Genomic DNA, 17,529 nt, shown 5'->3' with positions numbered 1-17,529 from the left:
ACAGGCCCTGCGGTCCGCTGGTGCACACCGCCACGCGAGAGTTGCCAAACCACCTGGTGGCACACACGGTGATCTCGATCAGGTACGCAGTGACGCGCCCCCTCCGAACGCCAGGTAGCGTTCAATTCGTGGTGGTCCCTGATCCCGTAGACGCACGCCTGCTCGCCGTCCTAGCCGAGTCGGGCCGCGCCGCCGTGCACGAGATCGCCCAGCGCCTGGGCATGGATCCCCGCGAGGCCGCCATGCGCCTGATCACGCTGTCGGGCAGCGGCCTTCCCCTGCTGGTCGGCGTCGAATGCGACCCCAACGGCGTCCGCCGGGCCCTGGCCAACGCCGCCGCCTACGGCAACTACATGGGCGGTCCCCCGAGCGGCCCCTACTCCGTGCACCAGAGCGGCCCCCACCAGGTCCCGTACGGCCAGCAGCCGCCGATCAGCCAGCCGTTCCCGGCCCAGCCCCAGGCCGCCCCGCAGGCCACCTGGGGCCCGCCGCAGTCGGCGGGCTGGGTCCGCGCGGACCAGCCGCAGCCCAAGCCGTTCTCGCGCACCGGCAAGATCGGCTCTGCCCTGGACGCCGACAGCCTCGAAGGCGCGCGCCTGTCCATCCAGCTGGTCGAGTTCGTCGACCCGGCCGACTTCCTCTTCACCGCGGCGGGCTACAAGCTGGCCGAGGGCGAACGGGCCGTGGTCGTCCACACCGAGATCACCAACACCTCGCAGGTGCCCTACACCTCGTTGCCGGACATGTACCTGGTCCTCGTCACCAAGACGGGCGAGACCGTGACCAAGGCCCCGGTCTCGCTCTCCTCGCGCCCGGCGCACAAGCTGGGCGTGCAGCCGGGCGAGACCGCCGGTGGCCACACCGTCTTCGTCCTGCCGGACACCACCGACGTGATCCAGGTCCGCTGGAGCGTCCGCCCCGAGGTGGACATGAACACGCTCGTGTGGACCGTCGAGGACTAGTGGCCTAGGACCTTCATCGCCGCGGCGTGCACACCAGGTGCGGCGGCGAGGTACTCACGGGTCGTCAGCTCCCACGGCTTGCCGTCGAGATCGGTGACGACACCGCCCGCTTCCTGAACGAGCAACACACCGGACGCGTGTGCGCGCACGTTGTCGTACTGCCAGTGCACGTCCATCCGGCCCGCGGCGACCTGGGCGAGCTGATGGGTCACCGGCACGGAGATCCTGACGTAGAGGGCCTCCTTCGCCATCGCGCTGTAGGAGGCGCCCACCCGGTCCGCCATCTCCGGCCCCTGACCCGGCTGGGCCTGACCGGTGCCCGCGAGCGCGCCGTCCAGCGAGGTCTTGCCGGAAGCCTGCAGCCGCACGCCGTTCAGGAACGCGCCACCGCCCTCGGTCGCGGTGAACATCTCGTCGAACAGCGGGAAGTAGACGACCGCGAGCACCGGGCGGCCGTCGCGGACGAGGCTGACGCCGATGTTCCAGTCGGTCATGCCGTGGACGGCGTTCATGTTGCCGCCGACCGGGTCGACGAGCCACCACTCGCCGGCTTCCAGCGGACCGGAACCGTGTTCGTCGTCGAGCCAGCGCGCGCCCGGACGGATCTCGGCCAGCTCCGGCCGCAGCAGATCGGCGACGGCCGCGTCGTTGGCGTGGACGGCCGCGACGATCTCGGCCAGGCCCGCCGCGCGGGACTCCGTCGAGTACCTCCGGAGCATGCGCTCTCCGGCGCGGCGAACGGCAGCGGTGGTAGCGGTGAGCAACTCCATGATGTTCTCCATTCATGCAAGCGGATCTGAACCTGCTGACAGTGCTGGACGCCCTGCTCGAGGAGGGCAGCGTGATGGGGGCGGCGCAACGGCTGCACCTGTCGTCCCCCGCGGTCAGCCGGACGCTGGGACGGATCAGGAAGGTGACCGGCGACGACATCCTGGTGCGGACGGGCCACTCCATGACGCCGACGCCGTACGCGCTGGAGATCAGGGAGGAGGTGCACCGGCTGGTGCGGGAGGCCAACGCCGTGCTCGCGCCGAGCCGTGAGCTGGACCTCTCCGAACTGGACCGCGTCTTCACCGTCCAATGCCACGACGCGCTGGCCTCGTCGCTGGTGCCCGCGCTGGTCGGCAGGATCGCGGAGCGGGCGCCCGGCGTGCGGCTGCGGGTGCTCGCCGAGCACTCCGCCGACACCGACGACCTGCGGCACGGCCGGATCGACCTGGAGCTCGGCGGCGGCCGTCCGGACCTGCCGGAGTTCCGCTCCGAGACGCTCGGCACCGACCCGCTCGCCGTGGTCATGCGCGCGAACCATCCGTGCGCCGATCACCTCGACCTGCCGGCTTACGCGGCACAACCGCACGTGCTGGTGTCCCGGCGCGGCCGCCTCACGGCACCGATCGACGACGTGCTCGCGGCGGAAGGCTTGCACCGCAAGGTGATCGCGGCTGTCGCGACTGTCCACACCGCCCTGCAGATCGCGGCGGCGAGCGACGCGCTGGTCACCACCACGACGATCCTCTGCCGTCCGTTGATCGAGGCGTTCGGGCTGATCACCCGGCCGCTGCCGGTCGAGTCACCGGAGGCCGCGATCAGCTGCAACTGGCACCAGCGCTACGACTCCGACCTCGCCCACGCCTGGCTGCGTGACCAGGTGCGGGCGACGTTCACCGAGTTGCTAGTGCGCTAGCGGCAGTGCGACGGCGCCGGGAAAGCGCGGGTTCTCGGCCTCGTCCAGCATGGCCGCGGCGACGGTCTCCCGGCTGACCTGCGCACCGAGATCGAACGGCGGCCCGGCGTCCAGGCCGGCCGTGCGCCGGTCGGGGCTCTCCGGTTCGTCGCTGAGCACCCCGGCGTGGAAGACGGTGCCCCCGGCGGCGAGGACGGCGTTGTCGGCCGCGATCTTGTCCGGGAGCCGGTCGCCCAGGAACTTCCCGAGCACGGCGGCACCCTCGCCCGCCACCTCCGCCGACGCACCGGTGCCGTACGCGCCGAGCCAGATGATCCGCTTCGGCGCCGCGGCGACCACGGCCTTGGCGCCGTCGGACAGCACTCCGGCCACGTCCGTGCCGAGACCGGAGAGGACGACGGAGTCCGCGTCGACAACCGCGGCGATGCTCGCCGGGTCGGTCACGTCGCCCGCCACCTTGCGCAGGTTCGGGTGGTCGAGGGCGATGCGCTCCGGGTCGCGGGCGATCGCGGTGACGGTGTGGCCCCGCCGCAACGCCTGCGTGGCGAGTGCGAGGCCGGTCCTGCCGGAGGCCGCGAGAACGATGAGGTTCATGCCGATAACGCTAGGCAGGCCATCGATTAACATCAAATGAAAGCTCGTCAACCGATGATTTACCCAGACGCAATCAGCCCTCTTCGCGCAGCTTCTCCAGCGCTGCGGACAGGTCCTCGGGGTACTCCGAGGTGAACGTGACCCACTGCCCGTCCGCCGGGTGGTGGAACCCGAGCTGGCGCGCGTGCAGCCACTGCCGCGAGACCCCGAGCCGCTTGGACAACGTCGGGTCGGCCCCGTACGTCAGGTCGCCCACACACGGGTGGTGCAGCGCCGAGAAGTGCACACGGATCTGGTGCGTGCGTCCGGTCTCGAGGTGCACCTCGACCAGCGACGCCGCCCGGAACGCTTCCATCACCTCGTAGTGCGTGATGGACGGCTTGCCGGAGTTCATCACCGCGAACTTGTAGTCGTGCTTGGGATGCCGGTCGATCGGAGCGTCGATGGTGCCCTTGATCGGGTCCGGATGCCCCTGGACGATCGCGTGGTAGACCTTGTCGACCGTGCGCTCCTTGAAGGCGTGCTTCAGAGCCGAGTACGCGGACTCGGACTTCGCCACCACCATCACACCCGTGGTGCCGACATCGAGCCGATGCACGACGCCCTGCCGTTCCGCGGCACCAGACGTCGCGACCCGGTGACCAGAGGCGGCGAGCCCGCCGACCACGGTCGGGCCGGTCCAGCCCGGCGACGGGTGCACGGCGACGCCGACAGGCTTGTCGACGACGATGATGTCGTCGTCCTCGTGCAGGATGACCAGGCCCTCGACGGGGATCGCCTGGACGGTGATCGGCTGCGGCGGGGCGGGCAGCGTGATCTCCAGCATCGCGCCGGCCACCAGCCGGTCCGACTTGCCGACGACCCGCCCGTCGATCAGCACGTCGTCGGCGTCGGCGATCGACGCCACAACAGTCCGCGACAACCCGAGCAGCTTCGCGAGGCCCGCGTCGACACGCATGCCCTCGAGCCCATCGGGAATCGGCAGCGTTCGATATCCGCTCACGCGTCGACCTTCTTCTCTTCTTTGTGGACCGTCCCGTCGTAGTCGTGCTGCATGAGCGCCAGCACCACGATCGTCGCGCCACCGCAGACGATCGCCATGTCGGCGACGTTGAACACCGGCCACACACGGCCGAACGGGTCGAAAAGCGACAGGAAGTCCACCACGTGGCCGCGCATCGGCCCCGGCTCCCGGAACAGGCGGTCGGCGAGATTGCCGACGGCACCGCCCAGAACGAGCCCCAGGCCGATAGCCCAGGGCTGGGAGCGCAGGTTGCGCGAGATCCAGAGGATGAACCCGGCGACGCCCAGCGCGATGAGCGCGAGGATCCACGTCATCCCCTCGGCCATGCCGAACGCGGCACCGGGGTTGCGGACGAACGTCAGGTAGAGCACGCCCCCGAACAGCTTGATCGGGTCGGCACCCTCGAGGAACGCCACGGACAGGACTTTGGTGAGGACGTCCAGGGCCAGCACCCCGGCGGCCAGGACGGCGAGGATCTTGGTCCGCGGCTCCGGCAGCGACCCGGTGATCGAGAATTCCGGCTCGATGACGTCGTCCTCGGACACGACGCGCTCGGCGGGCTTCTCGTCGTCGGTCGCCGCGTCCGTCGCCGCGTCCGTCGCCGTGTCCGTTTTTGGGGCCGGCTTCTCCTCGACCACGACCACGGCGACAGCCTCGGTGGCGGTGTCGGTGCCGGCCTCAGAACCGGTGTCGTCGTCATCGTCATCGGCCAGGTCGAGCCCGACGAACTCGTTCGACTTCCGTCCCTCGACCGGCTTCGGCTCGCTGACCTGCTCTTCCGCAGGCTTCTCAGCGGCCTTCTCGGCGGCCTTGGACTCGTCACTCACCAGGTCATTGTCCACTACCGGGACTACGCGAGGAACGGCGGCAGGGTTCGGCAGTCGTCCTCTGGCACCCAGCGGCCGTCGCGCTGCGTGTAGGTCCACTTCGGACCCTCGGTGACGAGAGTGCGCAGCGCCGCCACCAAACGGTCCACGTGCTCGGCCGTCGTACCCAGGCCGATCGACGCGCGGACCGCGCGGTCCTCGTGCGATCCGGCCTGCTTGACGAGCCGTCCGACGATCACGTGCGCGCAGAACGCCCCGTCACGGACGCCGATGCCGTACTCGGCGGACAGCGCCGCCGCGAGGAAGCCCGCGTCGAAGCCGGAGATCGTGAAGCTCACGACGCCCACCTTGTCGGCGTCGGTCAGGATCGACAGCTCGCGGAAGCCGGGGATCGTGCGCAGACCGTCGTACAGGCGCGTGAGCAGCTCCTGCTCGTGCGCGACCGTCTGCTCCCAGTGCCGCGACAGGATCTCGCAGGCCGCCGCCAGTGCGTGCACGCCGACGACGTTCGGGCTGCCGGCCTCGTGCCGCTCGGGCACCGCGGACCAGGCCACGCCCAGCCGGTCGCCGTGGTCGGTCACCTTGGCCGTCGCACCGCCGCCCACCAGGTACGGCTGGGCCTGCTGCAGCCAGTCCGCGCGGCCCACGAGCACACCGGCACCGAACGGCGCGTAGATCTTGTGGCCGGAGAACGCGATGTAGTCGACGCCCAGCTCACGGGCGTCGATCGGGCGGTGCGGGGCGAGCTGCGCGGCGTCGAGGGCGATGCGCGCGCCGTGCCGGCGGGCGACCTTCGCGAGCTCCTCGACCGGCCACAGCTCCCCCGTGACGTTGGACGCCCCGGTGACGATCACGAGCCGTGGGCCGACCGGGGCGGCGGCCAACGCCCGGTCCAGTGCGACCACTGCGGCACCGGACGAAGACGGGGCGGGAATGCGCTGAACGTTGGGCCCGCGCCACGGCAGCAGAGCCGCGTGGTGCTCGCTGTCGAACAGAACGACGGCGGTGTTCTTGGGAACGCTGCGCGCCAACAGGTTAAGCGAATCGGTGGTGTTGCGGGTGAAGACGACAGCGTCGGAGGAACGCGCGCCCACGAACTTGCGGATGCGGTCACGCGCCTGCTCGTAGACGCGGGTCGAGACCTGGGAGGCGAACCCGGCGCCGCGGTGCACGCTGGCGTACCAGGGCAGCAGCTCGTCGACGGCGTCGCGCACCTCCTGCAGACACGGCGCCGAAGCCGCGTGGTCGAGGTTCGCATACGTCACGCGCTCTCCGGTGACGAGCGGAACTCGCAGGTCAGAGCCGACGACAGCAGGAACCGTGGTGACCGTGCCAGGGGTGATCGCGAGCGTCATCGAGCTGCCTCCGAGGCCAGGGGCCCCGTTGTGCGAAGGCCCGCGCTTGACCGGCGCCCCACGCGCCGGACCAGGTCCTCACCAAGGGCACCCCACCGCGGTTGGAGGGTTGCCGGCCAGCAAGCTTGGGCTTGACGCTGGCTCTCATGACCTGCCGATGACGTTAGCGGAGCCCCCAGCGGTGAGTCGACCACCGATCACATGCTGAGAAGCCTCGGAAACCGAGCTAGTCTCCGGTCTCGCCCTTCCACCGTGCGTAGCGACCCGCCCTGTCGACCGCACGTACGCGCCGCTCAGCGGCATCGCGCGCCTCTTCGGTGGTGACGATGAGCAACTGGTCGTCGGTCTGCAGCCGGGTCGTCGGCTGTGGCGTGAAACTCTTTCCCGACCGCACCACGAGGCTCACCGTGGCGCCGCTCGGCAGCCGCAGCTCGGTCATGTAGACGCCGTGCAGCTTCGACCCGCGCTGGATGTGCACCTGCAGCAGCTCGGCGCCCAGCTCGTCCAGCGGCGACGAGTCGACCTGCACCTCCTGCGCCTCCCCCGCACGCACCAGCCCGAGTCGTCGTGCGAGGAACGGCAGCGTCGTGCCCTGCACCACCGTCAGCACGATGACCAGCACGAACACCGCGTCGACCAGCTCGCGCGCACCCTCGACGCCCTGGATCAACGGGATCAGCGCGAACACGATCGGCACCGCGCCGCGCAGCCCCGACCAGGACAGGAACGCCTGTTCCCGCCACGGCACCTTGAACGGCAGCGAGGCGAGCACGACGGACAGCGGCCGGGCAACGAACGTCAGCACCACGCCCGCGATCAGCGCGGGCACCAGCGCGTCCAGCAACCGCCCCGGCGAGGCGTAGAGGCCGAGCAGGACGAACAGCCCGATCTGGGCGAGCCACCCCAGCCCCTCGGCGAACGAGAGCGTGTCGGCGCGGTGCGGCAGGCGGGCGTTGCCCAGTGCGAGCGCGGCGACGTAGGTGGCGAGGAACCCGGACGCGTGCGCCAGATCGCCCGCGGTGTAGGCGATCACGCACACCGCCACGGTGGCGAGCGGGTAGAGACCGGTGGACGGCAACGCCGCGCGTCTCAACGCCGCCGCACCGAACACGCCGAGCAATGCGCCGATGAGCGCGCCCGCGCCCAGTTCGTAGAGCACGAGCAGCGGTGCGGTCCACGAGATCTTGTCCGAGGAGGCCAGCAGCACGACGGCGATGTAGACCGGCGCGTCGTTGAGCCCGGATTCGAGCTCGAGCGCGCCCGTGAGGCGCGCCCCCACGCCTAATGACCGCAGAACGCTGAACACGGCGGCCGCGTCCGTGGACGACAGCACCGCGCCCCAGAGCAGCGCCATCCGCCAGTCGAGGCCGAGCAGGAAGTGCAACGCCGTGCCGGTGACCGCGACACTCACCACAACGGCCACTGTGGACAGTGCCACGCCCAACCACAGCGAGGTTTTCACGGCTTGCCAACGGGTCGTGAGCCCGCCCTCGGTCAGGATCAGCACGAGTGCCGCGATGCCGAGCGACTGCGTCAGGTCCGCGTCGTCGAACTTGATGCCGAACACCGACTCGCCCAGGACCACGCCGATGCCCAGGTACAGCAGCAACGAGGGCAGGCCGAGCCGAGTCGACACCCGCACCGCGATCACGGAGATCAGCAGAACGGCTGCGCCGATGCCCAGCACGACCGTGATGTCACCCACCTGGACCATTCTGGTTGATCACCACCGAATTGGACGAATCAGACGCGTTAACAACACCAGCCGTTCGCACCTACTGAGCGCATGCGCGCTGGAGCATGTTGATCAGTGGCTCAATCCCCACCCTGCACGGAGTTGAACCATGAGGATCCTGATCGCGCTGGCGGCCGCCTTGATGGTGACCGGAACCACAGCAGCGCAAGCGGCGGCTCCGGCCGTCGCGGCGGCACCGAACATCAACGTCGCGAACGTCCAGGCGCACCTCGCCCAGTTCCAGTCGATCGCGAACTCGAACGGCGGCAACCGCGCCCACGGTCGTCCTGGCTTCAAAGCCTCGATCGACTGGGTGAAGGGCAAGCTGGACGCGGCGGGCTTCACCACGCGCGTGCAGTCGTTCACCTACGGCGGCGCCACCGGCTACAACGTGATCGCCGACTACCCCGGCGGCGACGCGAACAACGTCGTCATGCTCGGAGCCCACCTGGACAGCGTCACCAGGGGCCCCGGCATCAACGACAACGGCAGCGGCTCCGCTTCGATCCTGGAGGTCGCCCTCCAGATGAAGGCCACCGGCTTCAAGCCCACCAAGCACGTGCGGTTCGGCTGGTGGGGCGCGGAGGAGCTCGGCCTGATCGGCTCGAAGGCCTACGTCAGGTCCCTGCCCGCCGCCGACAAGACGAAGATCAAGTCATACCTGAACTTCGACATGACCGGCTCACCCAACCCCGGTTACTTCGTCTACAACGGCCGGGAACAGGGGATTCCGCCCGGCTCGGTGGCACTCCAGCAGCGACTGGAGGCGGCCTTCACGTCGTTCGGCATCAAGAGCGACCTGACGAACGTCGACGGCCGGTCCGACCACGCGGCGTTCGCGGCCGCCGGGATCCCGACCAGCGGCACCTACGCCGGCGGCGACGAGCCCAAGTCCGCGGCACAGGCGGCGAAATGGGGTGGCACGGCCGGCCAGTTCGACCGCTGCTACCACCAGTCCTGCGACACCACGGCGAACATCAACGCCACGGTGCTCGACAAGCACGCGGACGTGATCGCCTCCACGGTGTGGGGGCTGGCTGCCTGATCATCGCCTGGTGAGCACCTGCACGGCCTCGTCGAGCACCGGTTCGACGAGGCCGGGCAGGGTCACGTACATCTGCGCCTGACCCAGGTAGAGGCTGAACGCGATCAACGCGCGCTTCTTCGCGTGCTCGTGGTCGAACCCGAGCTGCTCGAACAGCTTCGTCAGGTACCCCAGCCGCCGCTCGGTGACGCGCTTGAGGACCGGCGCGATCACCTCGTTCTCGGCGTTGGCCTGCAACGCCATCTCCACCGAGCCGTTGCGCTGCCGGCCCAGCACCGTCGCGAACAACGTCCTGAGCTTGTCCTGCGGGGTCTTCTCCGACTCCACCAGCTCGATGACCCGCTCGGTGTGCTCCCGTTCCCACCGCTCGACCGTCGCCTTCAGCAGCGCGTCGCGGTTCGGGAAGTGGTGGTAGACGCTCCCCTTCGTCGCCCCGGCCCTGGCCGCGAGCGGCTCGACGGCGACGGCCTGCAGCCCTCCCTCCGCCAACGCTCTCAGCGCTATCTCAGTCCAGTCTTCACGGGTGCGGCGCATTTCCGTACGCTAGCGTATGCTTCGCCAACATACGGTGCCGTATGGAAGGAGCGTGTCATGGTCCGCAACGTGCACGAGCGGGAGTTACCGGTCCCAGCAGGACCGTTCGTCGATCGCATCCAGGAGCTGTGGCCGGTGCAGGGATGGCCGGCGATGAAGTTCGACCGGCCGCTGGGAGCCGGAGCGGACGGCGGGCACGGCCCGATCCGCTACCGGTGCGTGGCTTTCACACCGGGTTCGTCGATCACCTTCGAGTTCACCAACGTCTCAGGAACTCACACGTTGTCCGCGGACGGCAATGTCCTGCGCCACGAGCTCGCCGCCTCGTTCGACCTGGCGGGCCGGCTCCGCTGGGCACTCGTGACGCGATGGCTGCACGACGCCCTGCTGGAAGACTTCCTCGACAACTGCGAACGCGCGGCAGGCGGCTCACCCACACCAGCCCGCTGGTCCCCGTGGGTCCGCTTGCTGCGGCGGACGTTCAGCGCGATCAGCCCTCAGCCGTCCCGCACCTGATCACACCTTGCGCACCAGCAACTGGGCCTGCTGGAACCGCTCACCTTCGTTCGGCTCACGCAACAACCGCGCCCGCTCCTCGAACCCGGCCTGACACAACAACTCCGCAAGGCCGTCTGCCGACCACCGGTAAGCGAGCGTCACCTTGTGGTCGAACTCCCGCGGCCGCGGATCGTCACCGGCGAAGAACCCGAGCATCAGATGCCCGCCCGGTTTCAGCACCCGCGCGAACTCCGCGAACACCGCGGGCACGTGCGGCGGCGGCGTGTGGATCACCGAGTAGAACGCGAGGATGCCGCCGAGGGTCTCGTCCTCGACCTCCAGCTCGGTCATCGTTCCCTCGGTGAAGCGGAGGTCCGGACGTGCTTGGCGCGCAAGGGCGATCATCTCGGACGACAGGTCGACGCCGAACACGTCCAGCCCGAGGTCGTGCAGGTGCGCGGTCAGGTGGCCGGGCCCGCAGCCGAGATCGGCGACAGGCCCGGCATCCCGCACGAGCTCGGCGAACGCCTGAAGCAGGGCACGTTCCAGCGGCAGCCTCTCGAGGACGTCGCTGAACAGTTCGGCGTAGAGGGTCGCGACGCCGTCGTAAGCAACCTTGGTGTCGTGCAAGGACAACTGATCGGTCACGACCCGAACCGTAGTGCCTCAACGATGTGAAGCGAGCCGCCCGCCGTCACAGTCGAGCACGACCGGATAGGCGTTCCACGGGTCGAGCACCCGCGTCCCGTACAGATCGCTTTCATCAGTGAGGACACCGATGCTCGCGCCGCTGTTCACCCCCACCGGCTGCCGCTCGGCATCCGGCCAGAACGCGGTGACCCCACCGTCGTCCCGTTGTCCACAGTGCCCAAGACCTGCCCGAGCGAGTTCACCCCAGCACGTCCACCGCTGCGGCGAAACCGCCGAGAGCCTGCCCCTGCCGATCCCACCGCACGATCTCCTGACCGGACCGGCCCACCGCGTACGAGCCCCGCGCGGCCGTCACCCTCACGTCCGCGCCTCCGCTGAGCTGCACGGCCCCCGACTCGCCGAGCCAGTAGGCGCCCGTGCTCGACGCGGCCAGAACCGTGCCGTCGTCAGCGAGAGCGATCGCCGACCAGGACGCGTCGGTGCCCGGCACGAGCTGGGCGTCGCCGGATCCCGCCGGCCACACGACCGGCTTGCCGCCGGACTCCCCGAGCACGTCACCGCGCTCGTTCACGTCGATCGTCTTCACGTCGTACTCGCCCTGCCACCCGCGCAGGGTCGTGTACTCGCCCGCCTGCCAGCGCGATGCCGCCGGGAAGGTGGTGGAGCCGGTCAGGGCCACCACACCGGACGAGTTCACGTCGGTGGCGTAGGCACCGCGTCTGAAGAACGACAGCTGGTCGACCAGCTGCCGGTCCTTCCAGATCAGGACCGCCGCGCCGGACACCCAGCGGTAGGAGCCGTTGCCGACGGCGTACGCCCCGGCCGAGGCGACCACGCCGCTCGACCCCACCCCGTCGGGCACCGGTAACTGGGACTCGGTCCACGTGTCGCAGGAAACCGGATCGGCCGACGCGGTGGCGGGTGCCACCGCGGAAGCCGAAAGGACCAGTGCGCCCAGCAGGACGCGCCATCCCCCAGAGAAGACCATTGCGAATTCCCCCTTGCTGATTGGCCTGGTTCGACCGTAGCGAGGGGGTCCGACAGTTTTTTCCGGCCGGCGCTCGGCACGGGGCCGCGGTCCGAAGACAGCGGCCCCGTACGACTGCGATCACACTCGGGCGACAGCCACCCGAACCTTCAGGCCGTCACCCACGGTGCCCTCGGAGGCACCCGAGCCGAACACCACCGACGACGTCAGCGTCTCCGCCTGCACGAACTCCAGGTGCGGCTCCACCGCCGACCGGACCTCGGCCGGAAGCTCCAGCGTCAGCGTGATCCGGTCGGACACGTCGAGCTGGGCGTCCTTGCGCGCCTGCTGCACCACGCGCACCAGGTCGCGTGCGAGACCTTCGGCCTCCAGCTCCGGCGTCAGCGCCGTGTCGAGCACGACGACGCCGGCACCGCCCGGCAGCGCGGCCGTGGCAGCAGGATCCGTTGCCACCAGACGCTGTTCGTACTCACCTTCGAACAGCTCGACACCGGCGGCGACGATCCGACCGTCCACTTCGGACCAGTCACCGGCCTTCACGGCCTTGATGACCTTCTGCACGTTCGGCCCGAGCCGCGGCCCGGCGGCACGCGCGTTGACGACGAGCTGGAACTGCCCGTACGCGTCGACGTCCGTGGACAGCGCCACGTCCTTGACGTTGACCTCGTCGCGCACGATCTCCGCGAAGTCCGCCAGCGAACCGGCCACCGGAGACGCCACCGTCAAGCGCGCCAACGGAAGCCGCACGCGCAGCTTGTTCGCCTTGCGCAACGACAGCGCCGTCGAGCACACGTCCCGGACCTCGTCCATCGCCGCCACGAGAGCGTCATCGGCCGGCACGTCGGACACCGACGGGAAGTCCGTCAGGTGCACCGAACGCCCGCCGGTCAGCCCCCGCCACACGACCTCGGTCGTGTACGGCAGCAACGGCGCCGCCACGCGCGTGACGACCTCCAGCACGGTGTGCAGGGTGTCGATCGCGTCCTGCTCGCCGTCCCAGAACCGCTGCCGCGACCGCCGCACGTACCAGTTCGTCAGCACCTCCAGGTACTCGCGCACCAGCTGGCATGCACCGGAGATGTCGTAGACGTCCATCGCCGCCTGAACATCGCGCACCAGGTCGTGCGTCTTCGCCAGCGCGTACCGGTCGAGCACGTGCGTCGAGTCCACACGCCACGTGCCCTCCTTCCCGGAAGCGTTGGCGTACAACGCGAGGAAGTACCACGAGTTCCACAACGGCAGCACCGCCTGGCGCACCGCGTCCCTGATGCCGCGCTCGGTCACCACCAGATCGCCACCGCGAAGGATCGGCGACGCCATGAGGAACCAGCGCATGGCGTCCGAGCCGTCGCGGTCGAAGACCTCGTTGACGTCCGGGTAGTTCTTCAGCGACTTGGACATCTTCTGGCCGTCGTCACCGAGCACGATCCCGTGCGCCACGCAGTCGCGGAACGCGGGCCGGTCGAACAACGCCGTCGCGAGCACGTGCAGCGTGTAGAACCAGCCGCGCGTCTGCCCGTTGTACTCGACGATGAAGTCGCCGGGGTAGTGGTTCTCGAACCACTCCGCGTTCTCGAACGGGTAGTGCACCTGCGCGAACGACATCGAGCCCGACTCGAACCAGCAGTCGAGCACGTCCGGGATGCGGCGCATGACCGACTGACCGCTCGGGTCGTCCGGGTTCGGCCGCGTCAGCTCGTCGATGAACGGCCTGTGCAGGTTGTCCGGACGCACGCCGAAGTCGCGCTCCAGCTCGTCCAGCGACCCGTACACGTCCGTGCGCGGGAACTCGGGGTTGTCCGAGGTCCACACGGGCAGCGGCGAGCCCCAGTACCGGTTGCGCGAGATGTTCCAGTCGCGCGCGTTCTCGAGCCACTTGCCGAACTGGCCGTCCTTGATGTGGCCGGGCACCCAGTTGATCTGCTGGTTGAGCTCGACCATCCGGTCCTTGAACTGCGTGACCGCGACGAACCACGCCGACAGCGCGCGCTGGATCAGCGGGTTCTGGCAACGCCAGCAGTGCGGGTACGGGTGGTCGTAGGTCTCGTGACGCAGCAGCAGGCCCGCTTCCTTGAGGTCGCGGATGATCAGCTTGTTCGCCTCGAACACGTGCACGCCCTGGTAGGGCGCCACCTCCGCGGTGAACTTGCCGTCCGGCCCGACCGGCACGACGACCTCGATGCCCGCCGCGTCCGTCACGACCTTGTCGTCCTCACCGAACGCCGGTGCGATGTGGACGATGCCCGTGCCGTCGTCGGTGGTCACGTAGTCCGCGGTCAGCACCTGGTGCGCGTTCTCGCGGCCCACGAAGAAGTCGAACGGCGGCAGGTACTTCTTGCCGACCAGGTCCGAGCCCTTGTAGCGCGCCACGACCTCGGGCTCCTCGCCCAGCTCACGCGCGTACGCCGCGACACGCGCCTCGGCGAGCAGGTACTTGTCGCCGTCGGAGCCCACCACGGTCACGTAGTCGACGTCCGGGTGCACGGCGGCGGCCAGGTTGCTCGGCAGCGTCCACGGCGTCGTCGTCCAGACCAGGGCCTTCTCACCGGACTCGAGGCGCAGCGCCACCGTGACGGCCGGGTCCTGCCGGTCGCGGTACGCGTCGTCCATCTTGGTCTCGGTGTTGGACAGCGGCGTCTGGCAACGCCAGCAGTACCAGAGCACCCGGAAGCCCTCGTAGATCAAGCCCTTGTCCCACAAGGCCTTGAACGCCCACATGACGCTTTCCATGTAGTCGAGGTCGAGCGTCTTGTAGTCGTTGTCGAAGTCGACCCAGCGAGCCTGGCGCGTCACGTACTCGCGCCACTGGTCCGTGTACTGCAACACGGACGTGCGGCACGCCTCGTTGAACTTCTCGATGCCGAGCTCGTCGATCTCGTGCTTCTGCGTGATGCCCAGCTGCTTCTCGGCCTCGTACTCGGCCGGCATGCCGTGCGTGTCCCAGCCGAACCGGCGCTCGACGTGCTTGCCGCGCATCGTCTGGTAGCGCGGCACGACGTCCTTGACGTAGCCGGTCAGCAGGTGCCCGTAGTGCGGCAGACCGTTCGCGAACGGCGGGCCGTCGTAGAAGACGAACTCGTTCGCGCCGTCGTCGCCCACCGGGTTGCGGTCGATGCTCGCCTGGAAGGTCTCGTCGTCCTTCCAGTACCCGAGCACGTCCTGCTCGAGGTTCGGAAAGGACGGCTGCGCCGGGACCTCGTTCTGTCCGGCCCTGGGGTAGGCCATCTCCACTGCTCCTCGCGGTCACGTAGGACGCGCGAGGACGACACGCCGATGTGGCTCGGCCTGCCGCGGTACCACCCCGCTTGCTCGCCTGGTGCTCGCGAGCCTCTCGTTCTTCGGCTGTGACGGGCCGGTCCCGTCCGGTTCTACTGAGGTTCGCCGAACCCGTTCTTCCGGAGGCTCCCCGGTGATGGCCGGATCGGTGCCTGTAGGTACAGCGTAACGCGTGAGCGCAAACCGAATGCTGCAGCGGTACGCACGGCACCTCGTCGAGGAAAGCCGACTCCCCGACACGGTTCCCATCCCAGAACCCTCCATGCGGACCCGAATGACCAACGTTGCACGGCGAGGGGCGGCGGTTCCTCCTCCGCCAAGCCATATGCTGCCCCGATGACGTTGACCATCGCGTTGTCGATCGTGCTGGCCCTGCTCTTCGTCGCCACCGGCGCGGGCAAGGTGCTGGGCGCGAAGAAGTCGATCGAGGCCCGGGACCACTTCCGGATGAGCGGCGCGCTGTGGCGGACCATCGGCGCGCTGGAGTGGGCGGGTGCGGTGGGCCTGATCGTCGGCCTGGTCACGTGGGAGTGGGTGGCGCACGCGGCCACCGTCGGGCTCGGGCTGCTGATGGTCGGCGCCACGATCACGCGGTTGAGGTATGACTCGAAGCCGACCGGCGTCGTCGTGGACCTGGTGCTGCTCGCGTTGCTGATCACGCTGCTGTTCCTGGACCGGTGAGCTACGAGTTCAACGTCCTCGGCACTGCGGAGGTCCGGCGCGACGGCGTGCCGGTCGAGGTGGGACACGCCCGGCAGCTGAGCGTGCTGGCCGTGCTGCTCGTGGACGTCAACCAGGTGGTCAGCGTCGACAAGCTGCTCGCGCGGGTGTGGGGTGAGGCGCCGCCGCGGCAGGCCAAGTCCGCGCTCTACAGCTACATGTCCCGGCTGCGGACCGCGCTGGACGGCCTGCCGATCGTGCGCCGCTCCGGGGGTTACGTGCTGGAGGCCGACCCCGAGTCCATCGACCTGCACCGCTTCCGTTCGCTGACCGCTCGAGGCGAGCACGGCGAGGCTGTGGCACTGGTGCGCGGCGTGCCGTTCGAGGGGCTGCACGGCGAGTGGTTCGACAGTCTGCGCGAGACGCTCGCCGGCGAGATCACGGCCGCCGAACTGGACCACACGGACTCGAGGCTCGCCGCGGGTGAGCATCGTGCGTTGGTCGCCGAGCTGACCGCACGCACCAATGAACGCCCACTCGACGAACGGCTCGCGGGACAGCTGATGCGCGCGTTGATCGGCGCCGACCGACGGCCCGACGCGCTGGCCTACTACTCGCGGCTGAAGCACCGGCTCGCGGACGAGCTGGGCCTCGACCCCGGCCCCGCGCTGCGCGACCTGCACGCCTCGCTGACCCAACGTCCACAGTGGAGCGCGCACCAACTTTCTCCCGCGCCACAGGGTTTCACGGGCCGGGAGGCCGAGCTCGCGGCACTCGAGGACGGCCCGATCGTCACGATCACCGGCCCGGCGGGCACCGGCAAGACCTGGCTCGCACTGCACTGGGCACACGCACACGCCGCCGACTACCCGGACGGCCAGCTGTTCGTGGACCTGAACGGCAGCGACCCCGCCGACGTCGTCCGCGCGTTCATCACCGCGTTGGGCACCGCACCTGACGGCATCCCACCGGAGCCGCACGCGCAGACAGCGCTCTACCGCACGTTGCTGGCAGACAGGCGCATGCTGATCGTCCTCGACAACGCCGCCGACACCGCGCAGGTCGTGCCACTGCTGCCGGGAACGCCACGGTGCCGCGTGATCGTGACGAGCCGCGAACGCCTGCCGGGCCTGGTCACGGCACACGGCGCGCGCCCGGTCGTGCTCTGAGTAGATCCACTCATGGCGCGCTCAGTGCCGCCTCCCCCAGACTTTCGAGCGAGGTGATTGGGGGATCACGTGAAAATTCTGGCACTCGCCGCCTTGCTCAGCTCCACCGTCACACCGGTGCAGGACTTCTCCTTCGAGGCCGAAGCCAACGCCTGGCCGGTGCACGGCCGGTCCGCGCACTGGTCGGCTCCGGCCGAGGAGATCCGAGTCGGACTGCGGCGGTCCGACAACGCCATCAGGGTCCACGCCGAGCACAACGGCCTGGACGACTACGTCCTGGTCGAGCTGTCCCGGCACGACGGACAACTGATCACGCCCGGCTCGTACCACGACGAGAAGGTCCTGGTCGTGAACGGCGGGTACGCCTGCAGGGACGACACGGCCGACTTCACCGTCGACCGCGTCGAGTACAACGCCGACGGGTGGACCGACGTGTTCCAGGCGTCGATCATCCACACCTGCCGGGACGACCTGCCCTCGAACGCGTTCCGCGTCCGAGTCGACTTCAACCGCTGACCTGGGGGATT

The 17,529-nt window shown here is 69.3% G+C and carries 17 protein-coding genes and 1 riboswitch; of the genes, 7 read left to right on the top strand and 10 right to left on the bottom strand.

Going from position 1 to position 17,529, the window contains the following annotated elements:
• The first annotated feature begins 128 nt into the window (after positions 1-128).
• Entirely contained in the window at positions 129-962 is an 834-nt protein-coding gene (locus ABZ345_RS39480; protein ID WP_359860074.1) for an AsnC family protein, read from the top strand.
• Here ABZ345_RS39480 and ABZ345_RS39475 read toward each other — a convergent pair.
• Entirely contained in the window at positions 959-1,732 is a 774-nt protein-coding gene (locus tag ABZ345_RS39475; RefSeq protein ID WP_359860073.1) for an inositol monophosphatase family protein, read from the bottom strand. The two genes, ABZ345_RS39480 and ABZ345_RS39475, sit on opposite strands and share 4 nt — an antisense overlap.
• A 14-nt stretch (positions 1,733-1,746) precedes the next feature.
• Here ABZ345_RS39475 and ABZ345_RS39470 point away from each other — a divergent pair, with 14 nt between their 5' ends.
• Positions 1,747-2,646 (top strand): LysR family transcriptional regulator, encoded by a 900-nt coding sequence (locus ABZ345_RS39470; protein ID WP_359860072.1) that lies wholly within the window; start codon positions 1,747-1,749, stop codon positions 2,644-2,646.
• Here the strand turns inward: ABZ345_RS39470 and ABZ345_RS39465 are convergent.
• From ABZ345_RS39465 to ABZ345_RS39445, 5 genes are all read right to left on the bottom strand, one after another.
• The gene (locus ABZ345_RS39465) at positions 2,635-3,240 is read right to left on the bottom strand and encodes an NAD(P)H-binding protein (RefSeq protein WP_359860071.1); all 606 of its coding nucleotides are present in this window, start codon (positions 3,238-3,240) and stop codon (positions 2,635-2,637) included. The genes ABZ345_RS39470 and ABZ345_RS39465 overlap by 12 nt on opposite strands.
• A gap of 73 nt (positions 3,241-3,313) precedes the next feature.
• A complete protein-coding gene (locus ABZ345_RS39460; protein WP_359860109.1) occupies positions 3,314-4,198 on the bottom strand; it encodes an RluA family pseudouridine synthase in 885 nt (294 codons plus the stop codon).
• 41 nt (positions 4,199-4,239) lie between these two features.
• Complete coding sequence (gene lspA / locus ABZ345_RS39455) at positions 4,240-5,091, bottom strand: signal peptidase II (RefSeq protein ID WP_359860070.1); 852 nt, start codon at positions 5,089-5,091, stop codon at positions 4,240-4,242.
• A 23-nt stretch (positions 5,092-5,114) separates the two neighbouring features.
• Positions 5,115-6,446 carry an aminotransferase class V-fold PLP-dependent enzyme gene (locus ABZ345_RS39450; protein ID WP_359860069.1) on the bottom strand — a complete coding sequence of 444 codons (1,332 nt, stop codon included), beginning with the start codon at positions 6,444-6,446 and terminating at the stop codon, positions 5,115-5,117.
• A 37-nt stretch (positions 6,447-6,483) separates the two neighbouring features.
• A riboswitch (SAM riboswitch) is annotated at positions 6,484-6,598 on the bottom strand.
• Between the two features lie 74 nt (positions 6,599-6,672).
• Complete coding sequence (locus ABZ345_RS39445) at positions 6,673-8,151, bottom strand: potassium/proton antiporter (protein WP_359860068.1); 1,479 nt, start codon at positions 8,149-8,151, stop codon at positions 6,673-6,675.
• Between the two features lie 139 nt (positions 8,152-8,290).
• Between ABZ345_RS39445 and ABZ345_RS39440 the strand changes: the two genes are divergently transcribed.
• Positions 8,291-9,226 (top strand): M28 family metallopeptidase, encoded by a 936-nt coding sequence (locus ABZ345_RS39440; protein WP_359860067.1) that lies wholly within the window; start codon positions 8,291-8,293, stop codon positions 9,224-9,226.
• On the opposite strand, the gene ABZ345_RS39435 is transcribed toward ABZ345_RS39440, so the two are convergent.
• Positions 9,227-9,760 carry a TetR/AcrR family transcriptional regulator gene (locus ABZ345_RS39435; RefSeq protein WP_359860066.1) on the bottom strand — a complete coding sequence of 178 codons (534 nt, stop codon included), beginning with the start codon at positions 9,758-9,760 and terminating at the stop codon, positions 9,227-9,229.
• Between the two features lie 57 nt (positions 9,761-9,817).
• On the opposite strand from ABZ345_RS39435, the gene ABZ345_RS39430 reads away from it, so the two are divergent.
• Positions 9,818-10,276 (top strand): SRPBCC family protein, encoded by a 459-nt coding sequence (locus ABZ345_RS39430; protein ID WP_359860065.1) that lies wholly within the window; start codon positions 9,818-9,820, stop codon positions 10,274-10,276.
• Here ABZ345_RS39430 and ABZ345_RS39425 read toward each other — a convergent pair whose 3' ends face one another.
• The 3 genes from ABZ345_RS39425 to ileS all read right to left on the bottom strand — a co-directional run bounded on the left by ABZ345_RS39425 (position 10,277) and on the right by ileS (position 15,122).
• The gene (locus ABZ345_RS39425; protein WP_359860064.1) at positions 10,277-10,906 is read right to left on the bottom strand and encodes a class I SAM-dependent methyltransferase; all 630 of its coding nucleotides are present in this window, start codon (positions 10,904-10,906) and stop codon (positions 10,277-10,279) included.
• A gap of 241 nt (positions 10,907-11,147) precedes the next feature.
• Entirely contained in the window at positions 11,148-11,897 is a 750-nt protein-coding gene (locus ABZ345_RS39420; protein WP_359860063.1) for a hypothetical protein, read from the bottom strand.
• A 120-nt stretch (positions 11,898-12,017) separates the two neighbouring features.
• On the bottom strand, positions 12,018-15,122 hold the full coding sequence (gene ileS / locus ABZ345_RS39415) for an isoleucine--tRNA ligase (protein WP_359860062.1): 3,105 nt from the start codon (positions 15,120-15,122) through the stop codon (positions 12,018-12,020).
• Between the two features lie 387 nt (positions 15,123-15,509).
• Here ileS and ABZ345_RS39410 point away from each other — a divergent pair, with 387 nt between their 5' ends.
• From ABZ345_RS39410 to ABZ345_RS39400, 3 genes are all read left to right on the top strand, one after another.
• Complete coding sequence (locus tag ABZ345_RS39410) at positions 15,510-15,854, top strand: DoxX family protein (RefSeq protein WP_359860061.1); 345 nt, start codon at positions 15,510-15,512, stop codon at positions 15,852-15,854.
• Positions 15,851-17,002, top strand: coding sequence for a transcriptional regulator (locus ABZ345_RS39405; RefSeq protein ID WP_359860060.1), 1,152 nt, complete (start codon positions 15,851-15,853; stop codon positions 17,000-17,002). Before ABZ345_RS39410 ends, ABZ345_RS39405 begins: the two co-directional genes overlap by 4 nt.
• A 69-nt stretch (positions 17,003-17,071) precedes the next feature.
• A complete protein-coding gene (locus ABZ345_RS39400) occupies positions 17,072-17,518 on the top strand; it encodes a hypothetical protein (RefSeq protein WP_359860059.1) in 447 nt (148 codons plus the stop codon).
• The last annotated feature ends 11 nt before the right edge of the window (positions 17,519-17,529 follow it).

The organism is Lentzea sp. NPDC005914 (genome assembly GCF_040629405.1).
Lineage (GTDB): Bacteria > Actinomycetota > Actinomycetes > Mycobacteriales > Pseudonocardiaceae > Lentzea.
The sequence above is the reverse complement of the archived record's forward strand: the minus strand, read 5'-3'. Positions and strand labels throughout refer to the sequence as shown.